Source organism: Gordonia aichiensis NBRC 108223 (assembly GCF_000332975.1).
Classification (GTDB): domain Bacteria; phylum Actinomycetota; class Actinomycetes; order Mycobacteriales; family Mycobacteriaceae; genus Gordonia; species Gordonia aichiensis.
In genome coordinates this window covers 517,748-535,423 of record NZ_BANR01000004.1, presented here as the reverse complement: position 1 = coordinate 535,423, position 17,676 = coordinate 517,748, and the positions used below count along the sequence as shown (strand labels likewise).

Sequence of the window (17,676 nt, the reverse complement as noted above, 5' to 3'; positions counted from 1 at the left end):
GGTGGACCTGCATCTCGCCACCTATTTCGTCGCGGTCATCGACCACGGCGGGATCACCAAGGCCGCGCAGGCCCTCTACATCTCGCAGCCGTCGCTGTCGCAGGCCATCCGCACCCTCGAACGCCGCCTCGACGCGACACTGTTCGACCGGACCGGGCGTCGACTCGAACTCACCGAAGCGGGAGCCCGCGTCGAGGTGATCGCACGTCGTGTCCTCGCCGACGTTGACAGGGCACGTCGTAGAGTCGCCGCAGTGCGCGAATTGCGCTCCGGCACTGTTGATGTGGTCACCGATTCGACTTTCGCGATCACTCCGTTGGTATCGATCGTGCGCGATTTCCGTGCACGGTTCGACGACGTCGTCGTCCGCATCCTCGCCGCCGACGGGCCTGCAGGCATCGTGAACCGACTCCGGCGCGGCGAGGCCGAGATCGGTCTGATCGACTCGGCAGCCGACCACTCGACATTCGTCTTCGCACCGCTCGGTACCCAGGAACTCGTGCTCGCGGCATCGCGGTCGCTATCGGTGGACACGACAGACCATGGAGTGGCCCGGGAGTCCGTGCGGTCGCTTCCGCTGGTGGTCGACCTCTCCGACCAGGCGATAGGCACGCTGCTCACCGATGTCATCGCCGACGATGCCCACAATGTCGTCGCCGACTGCGCGCACCCGCCCACCGTGCGTGAGCTGGTCATCCGCGGTGTGGGCGCGGCCATTCTGCCGCGGGAATCGGTGGCCGAACAGATCCCCGACGCGGTGAGCTACCCGCTGACGCCACCCCTGTGTCGCGATATCGGCATGCTCACCCGCTCGGGCCAGCCATCGCCGGCCGCCGCAGCGTTCATGGCCGTCGCACGCCGAACCTGCGGCGCACCGGGACCAGTCGACGACGACGCGCTCGGCGCGTCCGACCTCGGATAGGACGCGCCACCGCATGGAACTTCGTCAGATCGAGTACTTCCTCGCCGTCGTCGAACACGGCGGTATCGGTGGGGCGTCGGCAACACTCGGGGTGACACAGCCAACCGTCTCGCAGGCACTGCGGGCTCTCGAGCGGGAGTTCGGCGTGCAGCTGTTCCATCGGATCGGACGCGGGATGGTGCCGAGCGCCGCCGGTCGCGCGCTGGTCGGTTCGGCGCGTCAGATGGTTCGCGACGTCGGATCGGTGCAGGACGCGTTGGCCGTCGGCGCCGAGGAGATCACCGGACGGGTCGACATACTGGCGTCACCCTTCATCGACGGCGCGACCCTCGCCGATCTGCTCACCGCATTCGTCGCCGAGCATCCGGCGGCGCGTGTCCGTGTCCGCGACCTTCACGACGAGTCCGCGGCGTCCACCATGATCGAAGAAGGTCGTTGCGAATTCGTCGTCACCCACCTCGGCACTCTCGACGCACGAGCCGACGGCCTCGAAGTGATCACGTTGGGAGAGCAGGAGTTCTGGCTCGTGTGTCCGCCGGGTACCGACCTGCCCGACGGGCCGATCGACATCGCGGACCTGCCGCGGATTCCGATGGTGTTCGTGCCCCGCGGGGGAACCGTCGCCGACGAGATCGAGAGCGCGATGCGCGAAGCCGGGGTACGCCCGCCCGTTGCGGTGCTCGCCGAACACCGCGAGGAACGCCTCCCGATGGTGTTGGCGGGCGTCGGCGCAACGCTTCTCGAGCGTCGCGTCGCCGAATCGGTCGCCGACCATGCGACCGTCCGCCCCGTCCGCCCGCGTTTCGTCCACTCGCTCGTCCTGATGTACGACCCGTCTGCGTTATCGGCTGCGGCGCAGGCCTTTCTGACGGTAGCCCGATTCGTCGCGCCGACACCCTGACGGCTCAGGACTCAGTGCACCCGCTCGAAAACCGCAGCGAGCCCCTGCCCACCTCCGATGCACATTGTCTCGAGACCGTACCGGGCATCACGTCGAACGAGTTCACGCGCGAGCGATGCGAGCATCCTGCCACCGGTCGCGCCGACGGGGTGCCCGAGCGAGATCCCCGAACCGTGGATGTTGGTGCGCGCGAAATCGGGGCTGTCGGGGGAGAATCGCCCGAACCCCCATTCACGCGTCACCGCGAGCGCCTGGGCGGCGAACGCCTCGTTCAGTTCGATGACGTCGACGTCGGACAGTGAGATCCCGGCCTTGTCGAGAGCACGGGCGGTCGCGGGCACCGGTCCGATCCCCATGGTCTCCGGCGGCACCCCGGCCGATCCCCACGAGACCAGACGGACCAATGGCTGCAGGCCGTACCGTTCCGCGACGTCGGAGCTGGTGACCACACACATCGACGCGGCGTCGTTCTGTCCGCTGGCATTTCCGGCGGTGACCGTCGCATCCGGGTCGTCTGCGCCCATGATCGGGGTCAGGGCGGCGAGGGAACCCATCGAGATATCGGCGCGAGGGTGCTCGTCGGTATCGATGAGCGTCTCGGATCGCTTGGCGCGCACCGACACCGGGATGATCTCCTCGGCAAGTACGCCGTCCTTCTGGGCACGAACCGCACGCAGATGCGATTCGACAGCCAGCTCGTCCTGCTCCTCGCGGGATATCCCGTACTGCTTGCGCAGGTTCTCCGCGGTCTCGATCATGCCGCCGGGTATCGGGTGATCACGTCCACCGGCAGTCGACCGGGCACGAACCAGGCTGTCGTGCATGGCTATTCCCGTGCGAGCGCCACCCCACCGCATGTCCACCGAGTAGAACGACGCATTGCTCATCGACTCGGTGCCGCCCGCGATGACGAGATCGTTGTCGCCACTGCCCACCTGGTAGGCGGCCTGGATGACCGCCTGCAGACCGGAACCGCACCGACGGTCGACGTGCATGCCCGGCACCGTCGTCGGCAGGCCGGCGTCCAGTGCCACCACCCGTCCGATGGCCGGTGCTTCGCTGTTGCCGTTGCAGTGTCCGAGGATGACGTCGTCGACTGCTTCGTGTGGAAGCCCGGTGCGCTCGAGTAATCCGCTCAACGCCGCGACACCGAGGTCGACGGCGGTCACCGACCTGAACATCCCACCGTACCGCCCGATCGGTGTGCGTACGGGTTCACAGATGACGATGTCACGCATGGTGTGACGGCTCCTTCGCTGTCGAGACCAATTCCCGCAGAGCAACCTTCTGGATCTTGCCCGCTGCCGATGTCGGCAATGCGTCGACGGTGAAGACGTCGCGGATCTTCTTGTACGGCAGCACTTTCTCCGCAACGAATGTCATCACACTCTGCGCATCGACGTCGTGGCCTTCTTCTGCGACGACAAACGCCACCGGTTCCTGACCGACCGGGCCCGCGTCGCGCGCCACGACCGCCGCCGACGCGATGTCGGGATGCGTGACGAGAACCTCTTCGAGCTCGCGGGGATACACGTTGTACCCCTTGTAGATCAGCATGTCCTTGGCCCGGTCGGCGATGTAGACGTAGCCGTCCTCGTCGCGGTAGGCGATGTCGCCGGTGTCGAGCCACCCGTCGACGAACTGCTGCGCAGTGATGTCGGGGTGATGCGGGTAGCCCGCTGTCACCTGTGGGCCACGAACCCAAAGTCCGCCACGCTCACCACAGCTGACCGGAGTCGTGTGGTCGGTGAGTGACCGGATCTCGACGTCGGTGTCGAAGGTGGGTACACCGACACTCCCAAACCGATAACCACCGAGCCCGTCCTCCTCGGTCGCGACGAGCGGTGCAGACGTGACCAGGCAGGTCGCCTCGGTCAACCCGTAGCCTTCGACGACCGATCCGTGCGGAAATGCCGTCGCAAGCCTGTCGAGGGTCACCCGATCGATCGGAGCGGCACCCGACGACACCACGGCCACGGAGCCGAGGTCGCGGGTGGCGACGTCGGGATGAGCGACGAGAGCTGCCCACATCGTCGGACTACCGGTGATGTATGTCGCCCTGTGGATCTCGATCAGCTCGAGCATGCGGCCGGGATCGAACCTGACACCATGTCGACCTCCGGCGAGCACCTGGGTGGCACCACACATCAACAGGAACGACATGTTGATCAATGCGTGGGCGTGGAACAGCGGCGACACCACGATCGTCGCTGCATCACCCGGCACGACGCCGCGGTTGGCGCTGCAGCGCGGTTCGAGTGACACCAGTCCCGCATCGTCCTCACGAACAGCGTGACCCGCGCGCCACGCGATCATCTGCGTCATATTGGCGATCACGTTGCGATGCAGCACCGCAACCCCTTTCGACACACCGGTGGTACCGCCGGTGAACGCGAGGTGAGCAACGTCGTCGGAGGTGATCGTCAGCTCGGGCGGGCCGGGCGTCACGTTGTCGGTCTCGATCTCATCCAGAGTCGTGTGCTCGTCGGGCGGACCGTCGACGACGATCGTGAGGAGCGACTCGTCGCCTAGCGCATCACGGAGCACATCGAGGCGCCCGCTCGAGGTGAACACCGCCACCGCGTTCGTGTCGTCGAGTTGGGCGCGCAGGCCCTGGGGTGGTTGCGCGGGGTTGACCAGCGTGACCGTTGCACCGGCGCGCAGGGCGCCGTAGTAGGCCAGGACGAACTCGATGCTGTTGTCGAGGTGCAGGGCGATGACGTCTCGCTCCTCGACACCTGCACTGCGCAGACCCGCTGCCACCGCCGCCGTCCTGCGGTCCAGTTCGGTGTAGCCGAGCACTCTGTCGCCGTCGACGACGGCAACCCGGCCGGGGTACATCGCTGCCATACTCGCCGGAAGAACGTCCAGCGTGACCTCGGGATAGTGCAGTTGTGTCATCAGCCGAGCAATTCGAAGATCGTTGCATTGGCCATTCCGCCTGCCTCACACATCGTCTGGAGTCCGTAGCGAATACCGTTGTCGCGCATGTGGTGAACGAGGCGTGTTGCCAGGATCGCGCCGGACCCGCCGAGGGGATGCCCGACGGCTATCGCACCGCCGAGCGGGTTGAGCGCCTTCTCGTCTGCGCCCGTGTCGATCTGCCATGCCAGCGGCACCGGCGCGAAGGCCTCGTTGACCTCGAATGCGCCGATCTCGTCGATCGAGAGTCCCGACCGTGCAAGCGCTTTGGTCGTGGCGGGGATCGGGCCGGTCAACATGATGACGGGGTCATCTCCCGCGACAACGGTCGTGTGTATTCGCACCAGTGGTGTCAATCCGAGCGCCGACGCCGTGTCACTCGACATCACCAGCAATGCTCCGGCACCGTCGGAGATCTGCGATGCGTTGCCCGCGTGGATGACGCCGTGCTCGTCGAAGACCGTCTTGAGCTTGCCGAGGGATTCCAGCGTGCCACCCCGGCGAATGCCCTCATCGCCCTCGAGAACTCCGGGCAGTGTGGCGAGCTGGCCGTCGAACGCACCTGAATCTGCAGCGGCAGCGGCGAGTTCGTGCGAGCGCAACGAATACTCGTCCAGCTGGGTACGATCCAGGCCCCAGCGTCGAGCCACCTCCTCGGCACCCAGGCCCTGACTGAAGCGGTCGACGCCGAATCGGTCGAGGACTGTGGCCGGTTGGCTCTCGCCATTGGGGGCCGCGGTGCCCATCGGAACCCGACTCATCGATTCCACTCCGCCCGCGACCACGACGTCGAGCTGCCCCGAGATCACAGCGGCCGCTGCCATGGCCAGCGCCTGCTGACTCGAACCACACGCACGGGTGATCGTCGTGCCGGGCACCGTCGTCGGCCATCCTGCTGCGAGCACAGCCGTCCGTGCGATGTTGCCCGCCTGTTCGGAGTGCTGGCTGACGCAGCCCCACATCACGTCGTCGATCGCAGACGGTTCGATCCCCGTCCGCTCGACGAGTGCCTCGAGCACGTGGGCCGAGAGGTCGGCCGGGTGGATCCCCGACAGCGCGCCGTGACGACGACCGATCGGAGTGCGCACGGCGTCGACGATCACTGCATCTGACATCGGGGTTCCCTTCGTTCCGCCGCCGGTGGGTGCGTCCATCGCGCGGCTCCTGCTGTCACTTCCGAGCCGACCACTTCGCCTGTGTAATCACAAGTAGATTCGCGTTCACGGGGTCATAGCCGCGGCCTATGGGCCGTGACATTGTCTTGTCCTATCGGTCTGTTAGCCGATCTCCCCGTTCCTGCGGGCCGGGTCGTTGGTGCACCCTGGGAACATGGCACGTCTCGCTGGCACCCTCGGTCTGTCCGACACCCAGGAGGAGATCGTCGCCACGGTGCGGCGGTTCGTCGACACCGTGATCATTCCGACGGCGCAGCAACTCGAGCACGACGACGCCTACCCGCAGGAGATCGTCGACGGCATGCGCGAACTCGGATTGTTCGGATTGATGATCCCCGAGGAGTACGGCGGGCTCGGCGAATCGCTGCTGACGTACGCGCTCTGCGTCGAAGAGCTCGCCCGCGGCTGGATGAGTGTCTCCGGCGTGATCAACACGCATTTCATCGTCGCGTACATGCTGCGTCAGCACGGGACCGAGGAGCAGAAGCAACGGTTCCTGCCGCGGATGGCCACCGGCGAGGTGCGGGGCGCATTCTCGATGAGCGAGCCCGACCTCGGCTCCGACGTCGCCGCGATCTCCACCAACGCCAAGCTCGCCGACGACGGATCGTACATCGTCAACGGAGCCAAGATGTGGTTGACCAACGGTGCGTCGTCGACTCTTGTTGCGGCACTTGTTCGTACCGACGAGGGCGCGGACAAGCCGCATCGCAACCTGACCACGTTCCTCATCGAGAAGCCCGCCGGCTTCGGTGAGGTGATGACCGGACTGACCATCCCACGCAAGATCGAGAAGATGGGCTACAAGGGCATCGACACCACGGAGATGATCTTCGACGACTATCGGGCTTCGGCCGACGACATCCTCGGCGGTCTACCCGGCCATGGCTTCGCACACATGATGGATGGTGTCGAGGTGGGGCGGGTCAATGTATCGGCGCGTGCCTGCGGAATTGCACTGCGCGCCTTCGAACTCGCCATCGACTACGCACAGCAACGCTCCACCTTCGGCAAACCGATCGCCGAGCACCAGGCGATCGCGTTCAGTCTCGCCGAGATGGCCACCAAGGTCGAGGCGGCGCACCTGATGATGGTGAACGCGGCGCGGCTCAAGGATTCCGGTGAGCGCAACGACGTCGCCGCAGGCATGGCCAAGTACCTGTGCAGCGAATACTGTTCCGAGGTCACCCAGGCGTCGTTTCGCATCCACGGAGGTTATGGCTACTCGAAGGAGTTCGAGATCGAGCGACTCATGCGCGAGGCGCCGTTCCTGCTCATCGGCGAGGGCACGAGTGAGATCCAGAAGCAGATCATCAGCAAGGGACTGTTGCGCGAGTACGCACTCCGCTGAACGCAGCACCACACGACAGTACGCACAGACGAAGGGAAACCCGTGCAACGCATCGTATTCAACGAAGATCATGAGGCGTTTCGAAAGACGATTCGCGACTTCATCGCCAAGGAGGTCGTGCCTGTTCACCATGAGTGGGAGAAGCAGGGGCATCCGCCGCGCGACTTCTACCGTAAGCTCGGCGAACTCGGAGTTCTCGGCATCGAGGTGCCGGAGGAGTATGGCGGCGGCGGCGTGCACGACTTCACGTATTCGCTTGTCGTGTCGGAAGAAACCGCTCTCGCCGGCGTGACGTTCGGCAGCGAATCGGTGCACACCAATCTGATCCTGCCCTACCTCATGGAGTACGCCACAGACGAACAGAAGCAGCGCTGGCTGCCCGGATTCGCCTCGGGCGACATCATGTTCGCGATCGCGATGACCGAACCCGGCACCGGATCCGACCTCGCGAACATCTCGACGACGGCCAAACTCTCCGAGGACGGCAGCCACTACATCCTCGACGGCGCAAAGACGTTCATCACCGGCGGCGCTCTGGCCGACCGCATCCTCGTGGTCTGCCGCACCGCTCCCTTCGATGCGAATAATCGTCGTGCCGGACTGTCGATTCTCGTCGTCGACACCACATCTGAGGGCTTCGCAGTCGGACGGAAGCTGGAGAAGATCGGCCTCAAGGCGTCCGACACCGCGGAGCTGTCGTTCACGTCGGTGCGCGTGCCCGTCGAGGATCGGCTCGGCGAAGAGGGCAAGGGCTTCTCCTACCTCACCCACAACCTGGCGCAGGAGCGGCTGAGCATCGCCATCGGGGCGTCGGCAACCGCGAATGCGGCGCTCCAGCATGCCCTCGCCTATACCCGTGAGCGTGATGTCTTCGGCAAGCCCGTCGCGTCGTTCCAGAACACCAAGTTCGTCCTGGCGGAGTGCTCGGCCGACGTGGCCGCGGTACAGCAGTTCGTCGACCAGGCACTGATCCTGCACAACCGGGGTGAGCTATCGGTGGCCGACGCCGCGCGCGCCAAACTCTTCGCGACCGAGACCGCGGGACGGGTCATCGACAGGTGCCTGCAACTCCACGGCGGCTACGGGTACATCACCGAGTACCCGATCGCACGGCTCTACGCCGATACGCGCGTCTCCCGGATCTACGGCGGCACCAACGAGGTGATGAAGACGATCATCGCCAAGGACCTGGGGCTCTAGGGCCGCCCTCAGCGCCCGTGGAGCTGGTCGAGCCAGGTACGGGCGGAGGCGTCCGACGGCGAGCGCCAGTCGCCGCGCGGCGAGAGCGACCCGCCCGAGCCGATCTTGGGTCCGTTCGGCATCGCGGTGCGCTTGAACTGGTTGCTCATGAACCGCTTGAGGAACGTCGACAGCCAGTGGTCGATGGTCGCGGCGTCGTAAGCGTTGCGACGTTCCGGCGCGATCAGTTCCGACCACGCGCCGCGATCGCGGTCGCCCCACGCCTGCCCGGCCAGGTAGGCGATCTTGTCGGGACGATAACCGAAGCGGGTGAGGTAATAGAGGAAGAAATCGTGCAGCTCGTAAGGGCCGACGGTGTCCTCGGTGCTCTGGATCGCGCCGTCTTCTCCCGGCGGCACGAGCTCGGGCGAGATCACGTCGTCGAGGATCTCGGCGAGGGTGTCGGTGGTCTCCCGCGAATACTGACCCGTCGAGATCATCCAGCGAATCAGGTACTGGATCAACGTCTTCGGGACCGACGTATTGACGTTGTAGTGCGACATCTGGTCGCCGACGCCGTAGGTGCACCAGCCGAGAGCGAGCTCGGACAGGTCGCCGGTCCCGAGGACGATGCCGCCGTGGAAGTTGGCCAGGCGGAACAGATGCGACGTCCGCTCACCAGCCTGGACGTTCTCGAAGGTCACGTCGAAGACCTTCTCGCCTTTGGCATACGGGTGCCCGAGGTCGGCGAGCATCTGCTCGCACGATGGACGGATGTCTAGCTCGGCGCCGCTGACGCCGAGCGAATCCATCAGCACATGTGCGCGACGCAGCGTCGCGCCGCCCGTCGCGAAACCCGGCATCGTGTAGGCGAGAATGTTGGTGCGCGGCAGGCCGAGTCGGTCGAAGGTGTCGACGGCGACGAGGAGCGCGAGCGTTGAGTCGAGACCACCCGAGACACCGATGACGATCTTGTCGATGCCCGTGGCGCGCAGTCGCGCGGCGAGGCCCTGCACCTGGATGTCGCGCACCTCGCGACACCGCTCGTCACGGTCGCCAGCGTCGGCCGGTACGAACGGGAAGCGCGCAACCGAACGGCGTAGATCGTCGTCGACGTCGAGGTCGCCGAACTCGAACTCGATGTGACGCAACGACGTCAACCGATCCCTGAGGTCGCTCACCTGATCGTGGAAGCTGCCCATGCGGATACGTTCCTGGCGTAACCGGTCGAGGTCGACGTCGGCGACGATGAGTTGCTCACTCGTCTCGAAGCCCGTACTGCGGGCGAGTAGTCCGCCGTTCTCGGCGATCAGCGCATCACCGTCCCACGCGAGATCGGTGGTGGATTCGCCGTACCCGGCGGCGACGTAGATATAGGAGGCGATGCACCGGGCGGACAGACTGGTGCACAACGACTTCCGATATGACTCCTTGCCGATCGTGACCGGCGATCCGGAGAGATTCGCGAGCACCGTCGCACCTCCGAGCGCCGCCCAGGTACTCGGCGGAATCGGCACCCATGCGTCCTCGCACACCTCGAGATGCAGGGCGAAACCGGGAAGGTCGACGGCGTCGAAGATCAGGTCGGTGCCGAATGGTGCGGTCTGCCCGAGGAGCGTGACGGTGTCGGCGAGGGCATCGCGCGCGGCACTGAAGTACCGCTTGTCGTAGAACTCGCGGTAGTTCGGGAGGAACGCCTTCGGCACGACACCGAGGATCCGCCCGTCACGTAGCAGCACCGCACAGTTGTACAGGCCGGCGTCGACGACCAGCGGTAGCCCGACCGCCACCAGGGGCCGCAGGCCCTCGCTCGCGGTCACCACGGTCGCGAGCGCCTCCAGCGCGGCGTCGATCACCGCATCCTGCTGAACGAGGTCGTCGATGCTGTACCCGGTGAGTCCCATCTCGGGGAACACGACGAGCGCCGCGCCCTCCGCTGACGCCTGCCGCATCAATTCGACGGTGGCCTGTGCGTTGGCAGCGGGGTCGGCGATTCGGACGACGGGGACGGCGCCCGCTACTCGGGCGAATCCGTGGCGATAGATGGACACAGCCAAAGCTTAGTGCCGGTCAGTCACCGCAGACCTCCAGCAGTGTCTTGAGCTGCTCATCGAATGCGTGGCCCAGGACGTCGATGTCGGGGATCTGGTCGGTACAGCCGAGGATGCCGACGTTGAGCATGCCGTCGGCAGAGAACACGGTGATGTTCAGTCCGAGGCCGTGGAAGATCGGCCCGAGCGGGTACACGCCGGTCACACGCGCGCCACAGAAATAGACGGGGATGTCGGCGCCTGCGACGTTTGACACCGTCACGTTGAAGATCGGCGGATGCTTGAGCGACAGCTTGCGGTCGCCGTAGAACTTCATCAGCGTCGACATCGTGGTTCCCGGCGCGAACTGCGCCCATGCCCGCAGGATGTTCGCGTCGATATCGGCATGGTGGGCTTTGGCCTTGCGCGAGAACTCGGCGGCCCGCTCGATCCGTTCGACGGGATCGTCGACGTCGGAGGCCAGCTGGGTGAACATCCCCGACACCTTGTTCGTACCCTGGACCATCAAACCGCTGTCGTCGGCCCCGTGTACCGACACCGGCACCATGGCGACCAGTGGGCGGTCGGGAAGTTCGTTGTGCGCCAACAGATATTCGCGCAGCGCTCCCCCGGTGATCGCCAGGACGACGTCGTTGACCTTCACACCGAAACGGTTCTTGACGCGCTTGATGTCGGCGAGCGAGAGCTGCGTCAGCGCAATCGAGCGGTGCGGGCTGATCGGACCGTTGAACCGGGTCCGCGGCGCCTGGAACGGCGCAGGCATGGCCTCATGGGATCGAGCTCGTCGCAACCACGCGATCGGCACCGCCACTGTCTCCGGCAGCAACCGGGCCATCGCGATCGGTCGTCGGATCAGGTAGTGGACCGCGCCGGTCGCCGCGAGCATCGCGTGCGACGACCCGCCCGCCGACTGATGCAGGAGATCGGCGTCGAGGTCCGGCTGTTCCGGCGAGAGCGAACACAACTGGGCGAGCACCTCCGCGCTGCCCACGCCGTCGACCGCGGCATGGTGCATCCGGAGCATGATCATGATCCGGCCGTTGGAGAGTCCCTCGATGACCCACAGTTCCCACAGCGGCTTCGCGCGGTCGAGTGTCTGACCCGCCAGGTGGCCGCAGAGTTCGGTCACCTCGCCGATGCCGCCCGGCGCTGGGACGGCGACGCGATGGACGTGCCGGTCGATGTCGAAGTGTTCGTCCTCGATCCACGCCGGATGATCGATGTTGATCAGCGAATTGTCGAGCTTGCGTCGGAACTTGGGCGTCGCGCGGACGAGTTGGCGCATCTGATCTCGCACACGACCGAACGAATACCCACCCGGAATGGTCGACGGATCGACCTCGATGAGACCGATCACCTGCATCAGTTGCGATCGCGTCTCCATGTACAGGAACGAGGCGTCCAGACCGCTCAGCCGCTCCATCGGCATCCTCCACATTCTCTACCCGCCCGCACCGTCGCGGAAGCCACGTGTCGATCATCCTCGTGGACGGCCATCGACGCAGTCGAAGGGGTGAAACGCTCTCACCTACTTCCTCATCGATAACGCCTCGCGAGCCCCCGGTGGTTCCCTACGATCAGCCCGATGCGCACCGACAACGCCGTACCTGCCCGAGATGCCCGATCCGCAGACTCACGTTTCTCGCCGACCCCGTTCCCGCTCGGCGAGTTGTCGGAGGCCTTCGAGGTCTTCGAGGCGACCGTCGCGCAGATCGCTGCCGAGGCACATTCGGATCGTGCTGCCGGGCCCGCGGCGTGGGCACGCTTCGCCGACCTGTTCACCCCGGACGCCGACTACATCGAACACGCTCTCGGCACGATGCACGGACGCGAGGAGATCCGCCCATGGATCGTGAAGACGATGACGAGATTCCCGGGCGACCACATGGTGGCGTTCCCCAACCTGTGGACGGTCTTCGACGCCCCGACCGGGCGCGTCATCTTCGAGGTCGACAATCCGATGTGCGACCCGGGCGACGGCAGCGTCATCACCGCCACCAACATCTCGATCGTCACCTACGCGGGCGACGGGCTCTGGCAGTGCGAAGAAGACGTCTACAACCCGATGGAGTTCGGCGCGGCGGCGATGCGCTGGTGTGACAGAGCGCGCGAACTCGGTACCCTTGACGACGACGCTGCTCAGTGGGCGTCGACGTTCGGCCGAGCGTTTCGGGGGTAACGCTTGCGAGCCAAGTTACGACACCGTAAGTACGTACTTGGGTAACGCCTGCTCGGTGCCGTACCCTAGCTGACTGACTGTGTCCATGTCGGTCACCGAGCCAGGCATGACAACCAGAGAAGGCGGTCGGAGCACTGATATCCGACCCACCTCTAATGTGGACCGTTCGGAGGAACGAACTATGGCACGTGAGCTCACTCAGCTCGATCTGCTTCGCGAGTTGGCACCGGTTGCCGAGGAGAACGTGAACCGGCACCTCAAGATCGCCAAGAACTGGAACCCCCACGACTACGTCCCGTGGGACGAGGGCCGTAACTTCGCCGCACTCGGCGGCGTCGACTACGAGCCCGAGCAGTCGCAGCTCGACGAGGTCGCCAAGGCCGCGATGATCACCAACCTGCTGACCGAGGACAACCTGCCCTCGTACCACCGGGTGATCGCCGACAACTTCTCCATGGACTCCGCGTGGGGTTACTGGGTCGGCCGTTGGACCGCCGAGGAGAACCGGCACTCGATCGTCATGCGCGACTACCTGGTGGTGACACGCGGCGTCGATCCCGCCCAGCTCGAGGCCGACCGCATGGTCCACATGACCAACGGCTATTCGCCGGAGGCCGCCGCGGGCGACCGCGTCGAGGAGATGATGGAGAAGGGCGGCGAGATGGGCTTGCTGCACTCCGTCGCCTACGTGACCTTCCAGGAGCTCGCCACCCGCGTGAGCCACCGCAACACGGGCAAGGCGTGCAACGACCCGATCGCCGACAAGATGCTGCAGCGCATCGCCGCCGACGAGAACCTGCACATGATCTTCTACCGCAACATCTGCGGGGCGGGCATGGACATCGCGCCTGATCAGACGCTGCGGGCAGTCACCGACATCGTCACGAACTTCCAGATGCCGGGTGCAGGCATGCCCAACTTCCGCCGCCACGGCGTGTTGATGGCCAAGCACGGCATCTACGACCTGCGCCAGCACCTCGAAGAGGTCATCCAGCCCGTCCTGCGCAAGTGGAACGTCTTCGATCGCGACGACTTCTCCGCAGAGGGCGAGCAGACCCGCGAGGAGCTCGCCGCGTTCCTCGAGCAACTCGAGAAGGACACCATCAAGTTCGAGGAGATGCGCGACCGCGCACTCGCCCGCGAAGCCAAGAAGCGCGAGCGTCAGGCGTCCTGACGCACCCATCGGCTTGACGACGACGATCCGCACCCCAGCCGCGCCGGCGCCCTCCACGATCCACGAGGGCGCCGGTGCGCTGTCGGCTGCGCACTCTCCCTCTGCACACACGCCCTCTGCGCACTCTCCCTCTGCGCGCACCACTCCGTTGCGCATCGGCAGCATCGAACTCGCGAGCCCTGTGGTGCTCGCGCCGATGGCGGGCGTCACCAATGTGGCGTTCCGCACCCTGTGCCGCGAACTCGAGCGTGCCCGCACCGGCACGGTGTCGGGTCTGTACGTGTGCGAGATGGTGACCGCCCGCGCACTCGTCGAACGGCACCCGGTCACCATGCACATGACCGCCTTCGGACCGGATGAGAACCCTCGGTCGATGCAGCTGTACACGGTGGACCCCCGCTACACCTACGAGGCCGCGAAGATGATCGTCGACGAGAATCTCGCCGATCACATCGATATGAACTTCGGCTGCCCGGTCCCCAAGGTGACCCGCAAGGGCGGGGGCTCGGCCATCCCCTACAAGCGCACCCTGTTCCGGCGAATCGTCGCGGCGGCGGTGAAGGCGACCGAGGGCACCGACATCCCGGTCACGGTCAAGTTCCGCATCGGGATCGACGACGAGCACCACACCCACCTCGACGCCGGCCGTATCGCTGCGGGCGAGGGTGCGAAAGCCGTTGCGCTCCATGCACGTACAGCGTCGCAACGTTATTCCGGCGAGGCGGACTGGACCGAGATCGCACGCCTGAAGGAGCACGTCACCGACGTCCCGGTCCTCGGCAACGGAGACATCTTCGAGCCGCGCGACGCCGTGGCGATGATGGAGCAGACCGGCTGCGACGGCGTCGTCGTCGGGCGCGGTTGCCTCGGCAGGCCATGGCTCTTCGCCGAACTCGCGGCCGAACTCAACGGGCTCCCCGCCCCTGCCGCGCCGAATCTCGGCGAGGTGGCACAGATCATTGTCAGGCACGGCGAACTGCTCGCCGATCACCACGGCGAGGACAAGGGCATGCGCGAGATGCGCAAGCACGTCGCCTGGTATCTGCGCGGGTTCCCTGCGGGCTCGGAGATCCGTTCGCGCATGTCGCTGGTCGCGACGCTCGACGAGCTGCGCGACCTGGTCGGATCGCTGCCGGCCGACACACCGTTCCCTGAAGACGGCCACGGCCCACGCGGGCGGCAGGGATCGCCTGCCAAGGTGGCACTTCCCGACGGCTGGCTCGACGATCCCGACGAGGACGTCGTCCCCGCGGGCGCAGAAGTCATGCACTCCGGCGGCTGAGGCGCTTCTCAGGACCCATCAGTACTATGTCCGAAGGTCCCGCAGGCGGGATCTGAGTTTTTCCTGCGCGCCGCAGCGTTCAGCCCCGACGGGCGGCAGCGTCACCACGGGGTACGAGGATTTGTGACGTGAGTCGTTGGACACCCAAGCCGCGCGGCGACGAGCCGGGCGATCGGGACGACGCACGGTCCTCCGAGGGCTCATCGGCGGCACGTCGCCGCAATTCCAACAGAGACAGCAATCCCAACAAAGACAGAAATCCCGACGACCGCAGCAATCCCAACGACGGCAGACTGCGCGAACCCCGCTCCGCCGACCGCTATGTCCGCGGTCGCACCCGGATGACCGTCCGCGAGCTGATGGAACAGATGAACGCCGACGACCCCGGCGCGCGCTCGCAATCGCAGTCCGTCACACCACCTCGTGGCGATTCCGCCCCGACCGAGTCCATCCCCCGCGTCAGCGGCCCCCGCGTACGCCGGGCACAGCGGGCCGCAGCGGATCGCCCGCCGCAGCGCCGTCCCGATCAGCCGGGCGCCAACGAGGTCACGCGCAAGATCCCGATCGTCGGCGCCACGCCAGAGCCCGTTGTCGACCTGAGTGACCGGGCGACCACGGAGCGGGTCGTCGAAGAGTCGCGAGCCCAGGGCCCGCACCTCGACCCCGCCCCCCGCGACAGCACGCCTCTCGCCTCCGCGGCCGACGCCACGGCCGGGGAGGCAGCGGTCCCCTCTACCGCAGAGCCCTCTACCGCAGAGCCCTCTACCGCAGAGCCCTCTACCGCTGAGCCCTCCGCCACAGGACCCGACAAGAAGCCCGCGCCCCTACCCCTCGAGCCGACGCCCGACCTCACCGAGACGATCGCGCTGCGTTCGCGACCGCAGCGCGTGGGGCGTCGGCGGCACGACCGTTCGACACGTCAGAACGTCACCTTCACCGGTCGCATCCTGGTCGCCGTCGCATGTGTCATGGCACTGGTCGGAACCGGGTTCGTGTGGGGGTATCTGAAGTCCAAGAACAGCGATTGGCGCACGATCGCCGCCGTCGACCCCGACGACGCCAACATCCGCAACAAAGATGCACAGTACGGCGACGAGAACTACCTGATCGTCGGCACCGACACCCGCAGCGGCAAGAACGGTCAGGTCGGCGCGGGCACCACCGCGGATGCCGAGGGCGCACGCTCGGACACCGTGATCCTGGTCAACATCCCCGCCAACCGCAGTCGAGTCGTCGCCGTCTCGTTTCCGCGAGATCTTCAGGTCAACCGGCCGCAATGCCAGGACTGGGACAACGACGCCGGAACCTATACCGGCGACCTCCCAGCCGCCGACGCGGTGAAACTGAACAGCGTCTACGCCGACGGCGGGCCCAAGTGCCTGGTCAAGGTGCTCACCGAGATGAGCGGGTTGAACATCAACCACTTCATCGGGATGGACTTCTCGGGATTCGAGAAGGTGGTGCGCGCGGTCGGCGGCGTCGAGGTCTGCTCCACCACACCCATCTACGACTACGAACTCGGCCAGATCCTGTCCAAGCCGGGTAAGCAGACGATCACCGGCCGCAAGGCGCTGAATTACGTCCGCGCCAGGACCGTCTCGACGGAGGGCAACGGCGACTACGGCCGCATCAAACGCCAGCAGTTGTTCATGTCGTCGCTGCTGCGCTCGACCCTCTCGGGCAACGTCCTGTCCAACCCGTCGAAGCTCAACGGCATCGTCAACACCTTCATCAAGAACAGCTACGTCGACGGCGTCGACACACAATCACTGCTCAAGCTCGCCGACTCGATGCAGGGCATCGAAGCGGGCCGCGTGACATTCCTGACCGTCCCGACCTCCGGCACTGCCACCGACGGATCAAACAACGAAATCCCCCGCACCGACGACATCAACGCCATCTTCAACGCGATCATCGACGACGATCCGCTCCCCGGCGAGCAGGCCGCGAAGAAGAAGCAGGGCTCGTCGTCGACAAAGAAGCAGACCACCGCCGCAGGCTCGACGACGAGCACACCGGAAACGCCGTCGACGGTCTCGGCGACGGCACAGAACCCGAGCAACGTCGGCGTGCGCGTACTGAACGGCACGGGCAGGGCGGGTCAGGCCTCCGACGCCTCCGATCAGCTGACGGCCCAGGGCTTCGACGTCCGCGGCATCGCGGACGCCTCTGAGAACCGCAGCGACACCGTCGTGCGATACGGGCCGGGCGAACAGGATTCGGCGGCAACACTCGCCGCAATGTTCCCCGGGGCCAAGATCCAGAGCGACAAGACGGTGAGGTCGGGTGTCGAGGTGATCCTGGGGAGCGATTTCACCGGCGGTGTCGGGAGTCTCCCTGCCGTCGGCGAAACGCTCTCGGCGCAGGCACTTCCCGCCGCGACCAACTCCAGCAACCTGCCCAACGACCTCGCCGTGACCAACGCGGGCGACACCACCTGCTCCTGACGAGGTCACCGCGCCGAGCCCAGGGCACAGCTACTCACCGCGCGTTCACGGTGTGTTCACCACGCGGGAGATCGTGATCTGGCGCACGCACAG

The 17,676-nt window shown here is 66.0% G+C and carries 13 protein-coding genes; 8 read left to right on the top strand and 5 right to left on the bottom strand.

Annotated elements, in window-relative coordinates; translation table 11 throughout:
* Position 1 precedes the first annotated feature (1 nt).
* Complete coding sequence (locus tag GOACH_RS07085; protein ID WP_040517986.1) at positions 2-922, top strand: LysR family transcriptional regulator; 921 nt, start codon at positions 2-4, stop codon at positions 920-922.
* A gap of 13 nt (positions 923-935) precedes the next feature.
* The gene (locus tag GOACH_RS07080) at positions 936-1,823 is read left to right on the top strand and encodes a LysR family transcriptional regulator (protein WP_005172650.1); all 888 of its coding nucleotides are present in this window, start codon (positions 936-938) and stop codon (positions 1,821-1,823) included.
* A gap of 11 nt (positions 1,824-1,834) precedes the next feature.
* Here GOACH_RS07080 and GOACH_RS07075 read toward each other — a convergent pair whose 3' ends face one another.
* Genes GOACH_RS07075 through GOACH_RS07065 form a run of 3 tightly spaced genes read right to left on the bottom strand, consistent with a single transcriptional unit; the run spans position 1,835 to position 5,860 of the window.
* Positions 1,835-3,061 (bottom strand): acetyl-CoA C-acetyltransferase, encoded by a 1,227-nt coding sequence (locus GOACH_RS07075; RefSeq protein ID WP_005172648.1) that lies wholly within the window; start codon positions 3,059-3,061, stop codon positions 1,835-1,837.
* Entirely contained in the window at positions 3,054-4,724 is a 1,671-nt protein-coding gene (locus GOACH_RS07070; protein ID WP_005172646.1) for a class I adenylate-forming enzyme family protein, read from the bottom strand. Before GOACH_RS07070 ends, GOACH_RS07075 begins: the two co-directional genes overlap by 8 nt.
* On the bottom strand, positions 4,724-5,860 hold the full coding sequence (locus tag GOACH_RS07065) for a thiolase family protein (protein WP_040517985.1): 1,137 nt from the start codon (positions 5,858-5,860) through the stop codon (positions 4,724-4,726). Before GOACH_RS07065 ends, GOACH_RS07070 begins: the two co-directional genes overlap by 1 nt.
* A 214-nt stretch (positions 5,861-6,074) precedes the next feature.
* Between GOACH_RS07065 and GOACH_RS07060 the strand changes: the two genes are divergently transcribed.
* Together GOACH_RS07060 and GOACH_RS07055 are read left to right on the top strand one after the other, a co-directional pair.
* Positions 6,075-7,271: an acyl-CoA dehydrogenase family protein gene (locus GOACH_RS07060; RefSeq protein ID WP_005172642.1), complete on the top strand. Its 1,197-nt coding sequence runs from the start codon at positions 6,075-6,077 to the stop codon at positions 7,269-7,271.
* A gap of 42 nt (positions 7,272-7,313) precedes the next feature.
* A complete protein-coding gene (locus tag GOACH_RS07055) occupies positions 7,314-8,471 on the top strand; it encodes an acyl-CoA dehydrogenase family protein (protein WP_005172640.1) in 1,158 nt (385 codons plus the stop codon).
* Positions 8,472-8,479: 8 nt separating this feature from the next.
* Here GOACH_RS07055 and GOACH_RS07050 read toward each other — a convergent pair whose 3' ends face one another.
* On the bottom strand, positions 8,480-10,501 hold the full coding sequence (locus GOACH_RS07050) for an NAD(+) synthase (protein ID WP_040517848.1): 2,022 nt from the start codon (positions 10,499-10,501) through the stop codon (positions 8,480-8,482).
* A 19-nt stretch (positions 10,502-10,520) separates the two neighbouring features.
* Complete coding sequence (locus tag GOACH_RS07045; protein ID WP_005172635.1) at positions 10,521-11,924, bottom strand: WS/DGAT/MGAT family O-acyltransferase; 1,404 nt, start codon at positions 11,922-11,924, stop codon at positions 10,521-10,523.
* A 162-nt stretch (positions 11,925-12,086) separates the two neighbouring features.
* On the opposite strand from GOACH_RS07045, the gene GOACH_RS07040 reads away from it, so the two are divergent.
* The 4 genes from GOACH_RS07040 to GOACH_RS07025 all read left to right on the top strand — a co-directional run bounded on the left by GOACH_RS07040 (position 12,087) and on the right by GOACH_RS07025 (position 17,583).
* Positions 12,087-12,680, top strand: coding sequence for a nuclear transport factor 2 family protein (locus GOACH_RS07040; protein WP_005172632.1), 594 nt, complete (start codon positions 12,087-12,089; stop codon positions 12,678-12,680).
* 181 nt (positions 12,681-12,861) lie between these two features.
* Positions 12,862-13,854, top strand: a complete 993-nt coding sequence (locus GOACH_RS07035; protein ID WP_005172629.1) for an acyl-ACP desaturase — start codon at positions 12,862-12,864, stop codon at positions 13,852-13,854.
* A gap of 148 nt (positions 13,855-14,002) precedes the next feature.
* Complete coding sequence (dusB, locus tag GOACH_RS07030; protein ID WP_281168887.1) at positions 14,003-15,136, top strand: tRNA dihydrouridine synthase DusB; 1,134 nt, start codon at positions 14,003-14,005, stop codon at positions 15,134-15,136.
* 128 nt (positions 15,137-15,264) lie between these two features.
* Entirely contained in the window at positions 15,265-17,583 is a 2,319-nt protein-coding gene (locus tag GOACH_RS07025) for an LCP family protein (protein WP_005172624.1), read from the top strand.
* The last annotated feature ends 93 nt before the right edge of the window (positions 17,584-17,676 follow it).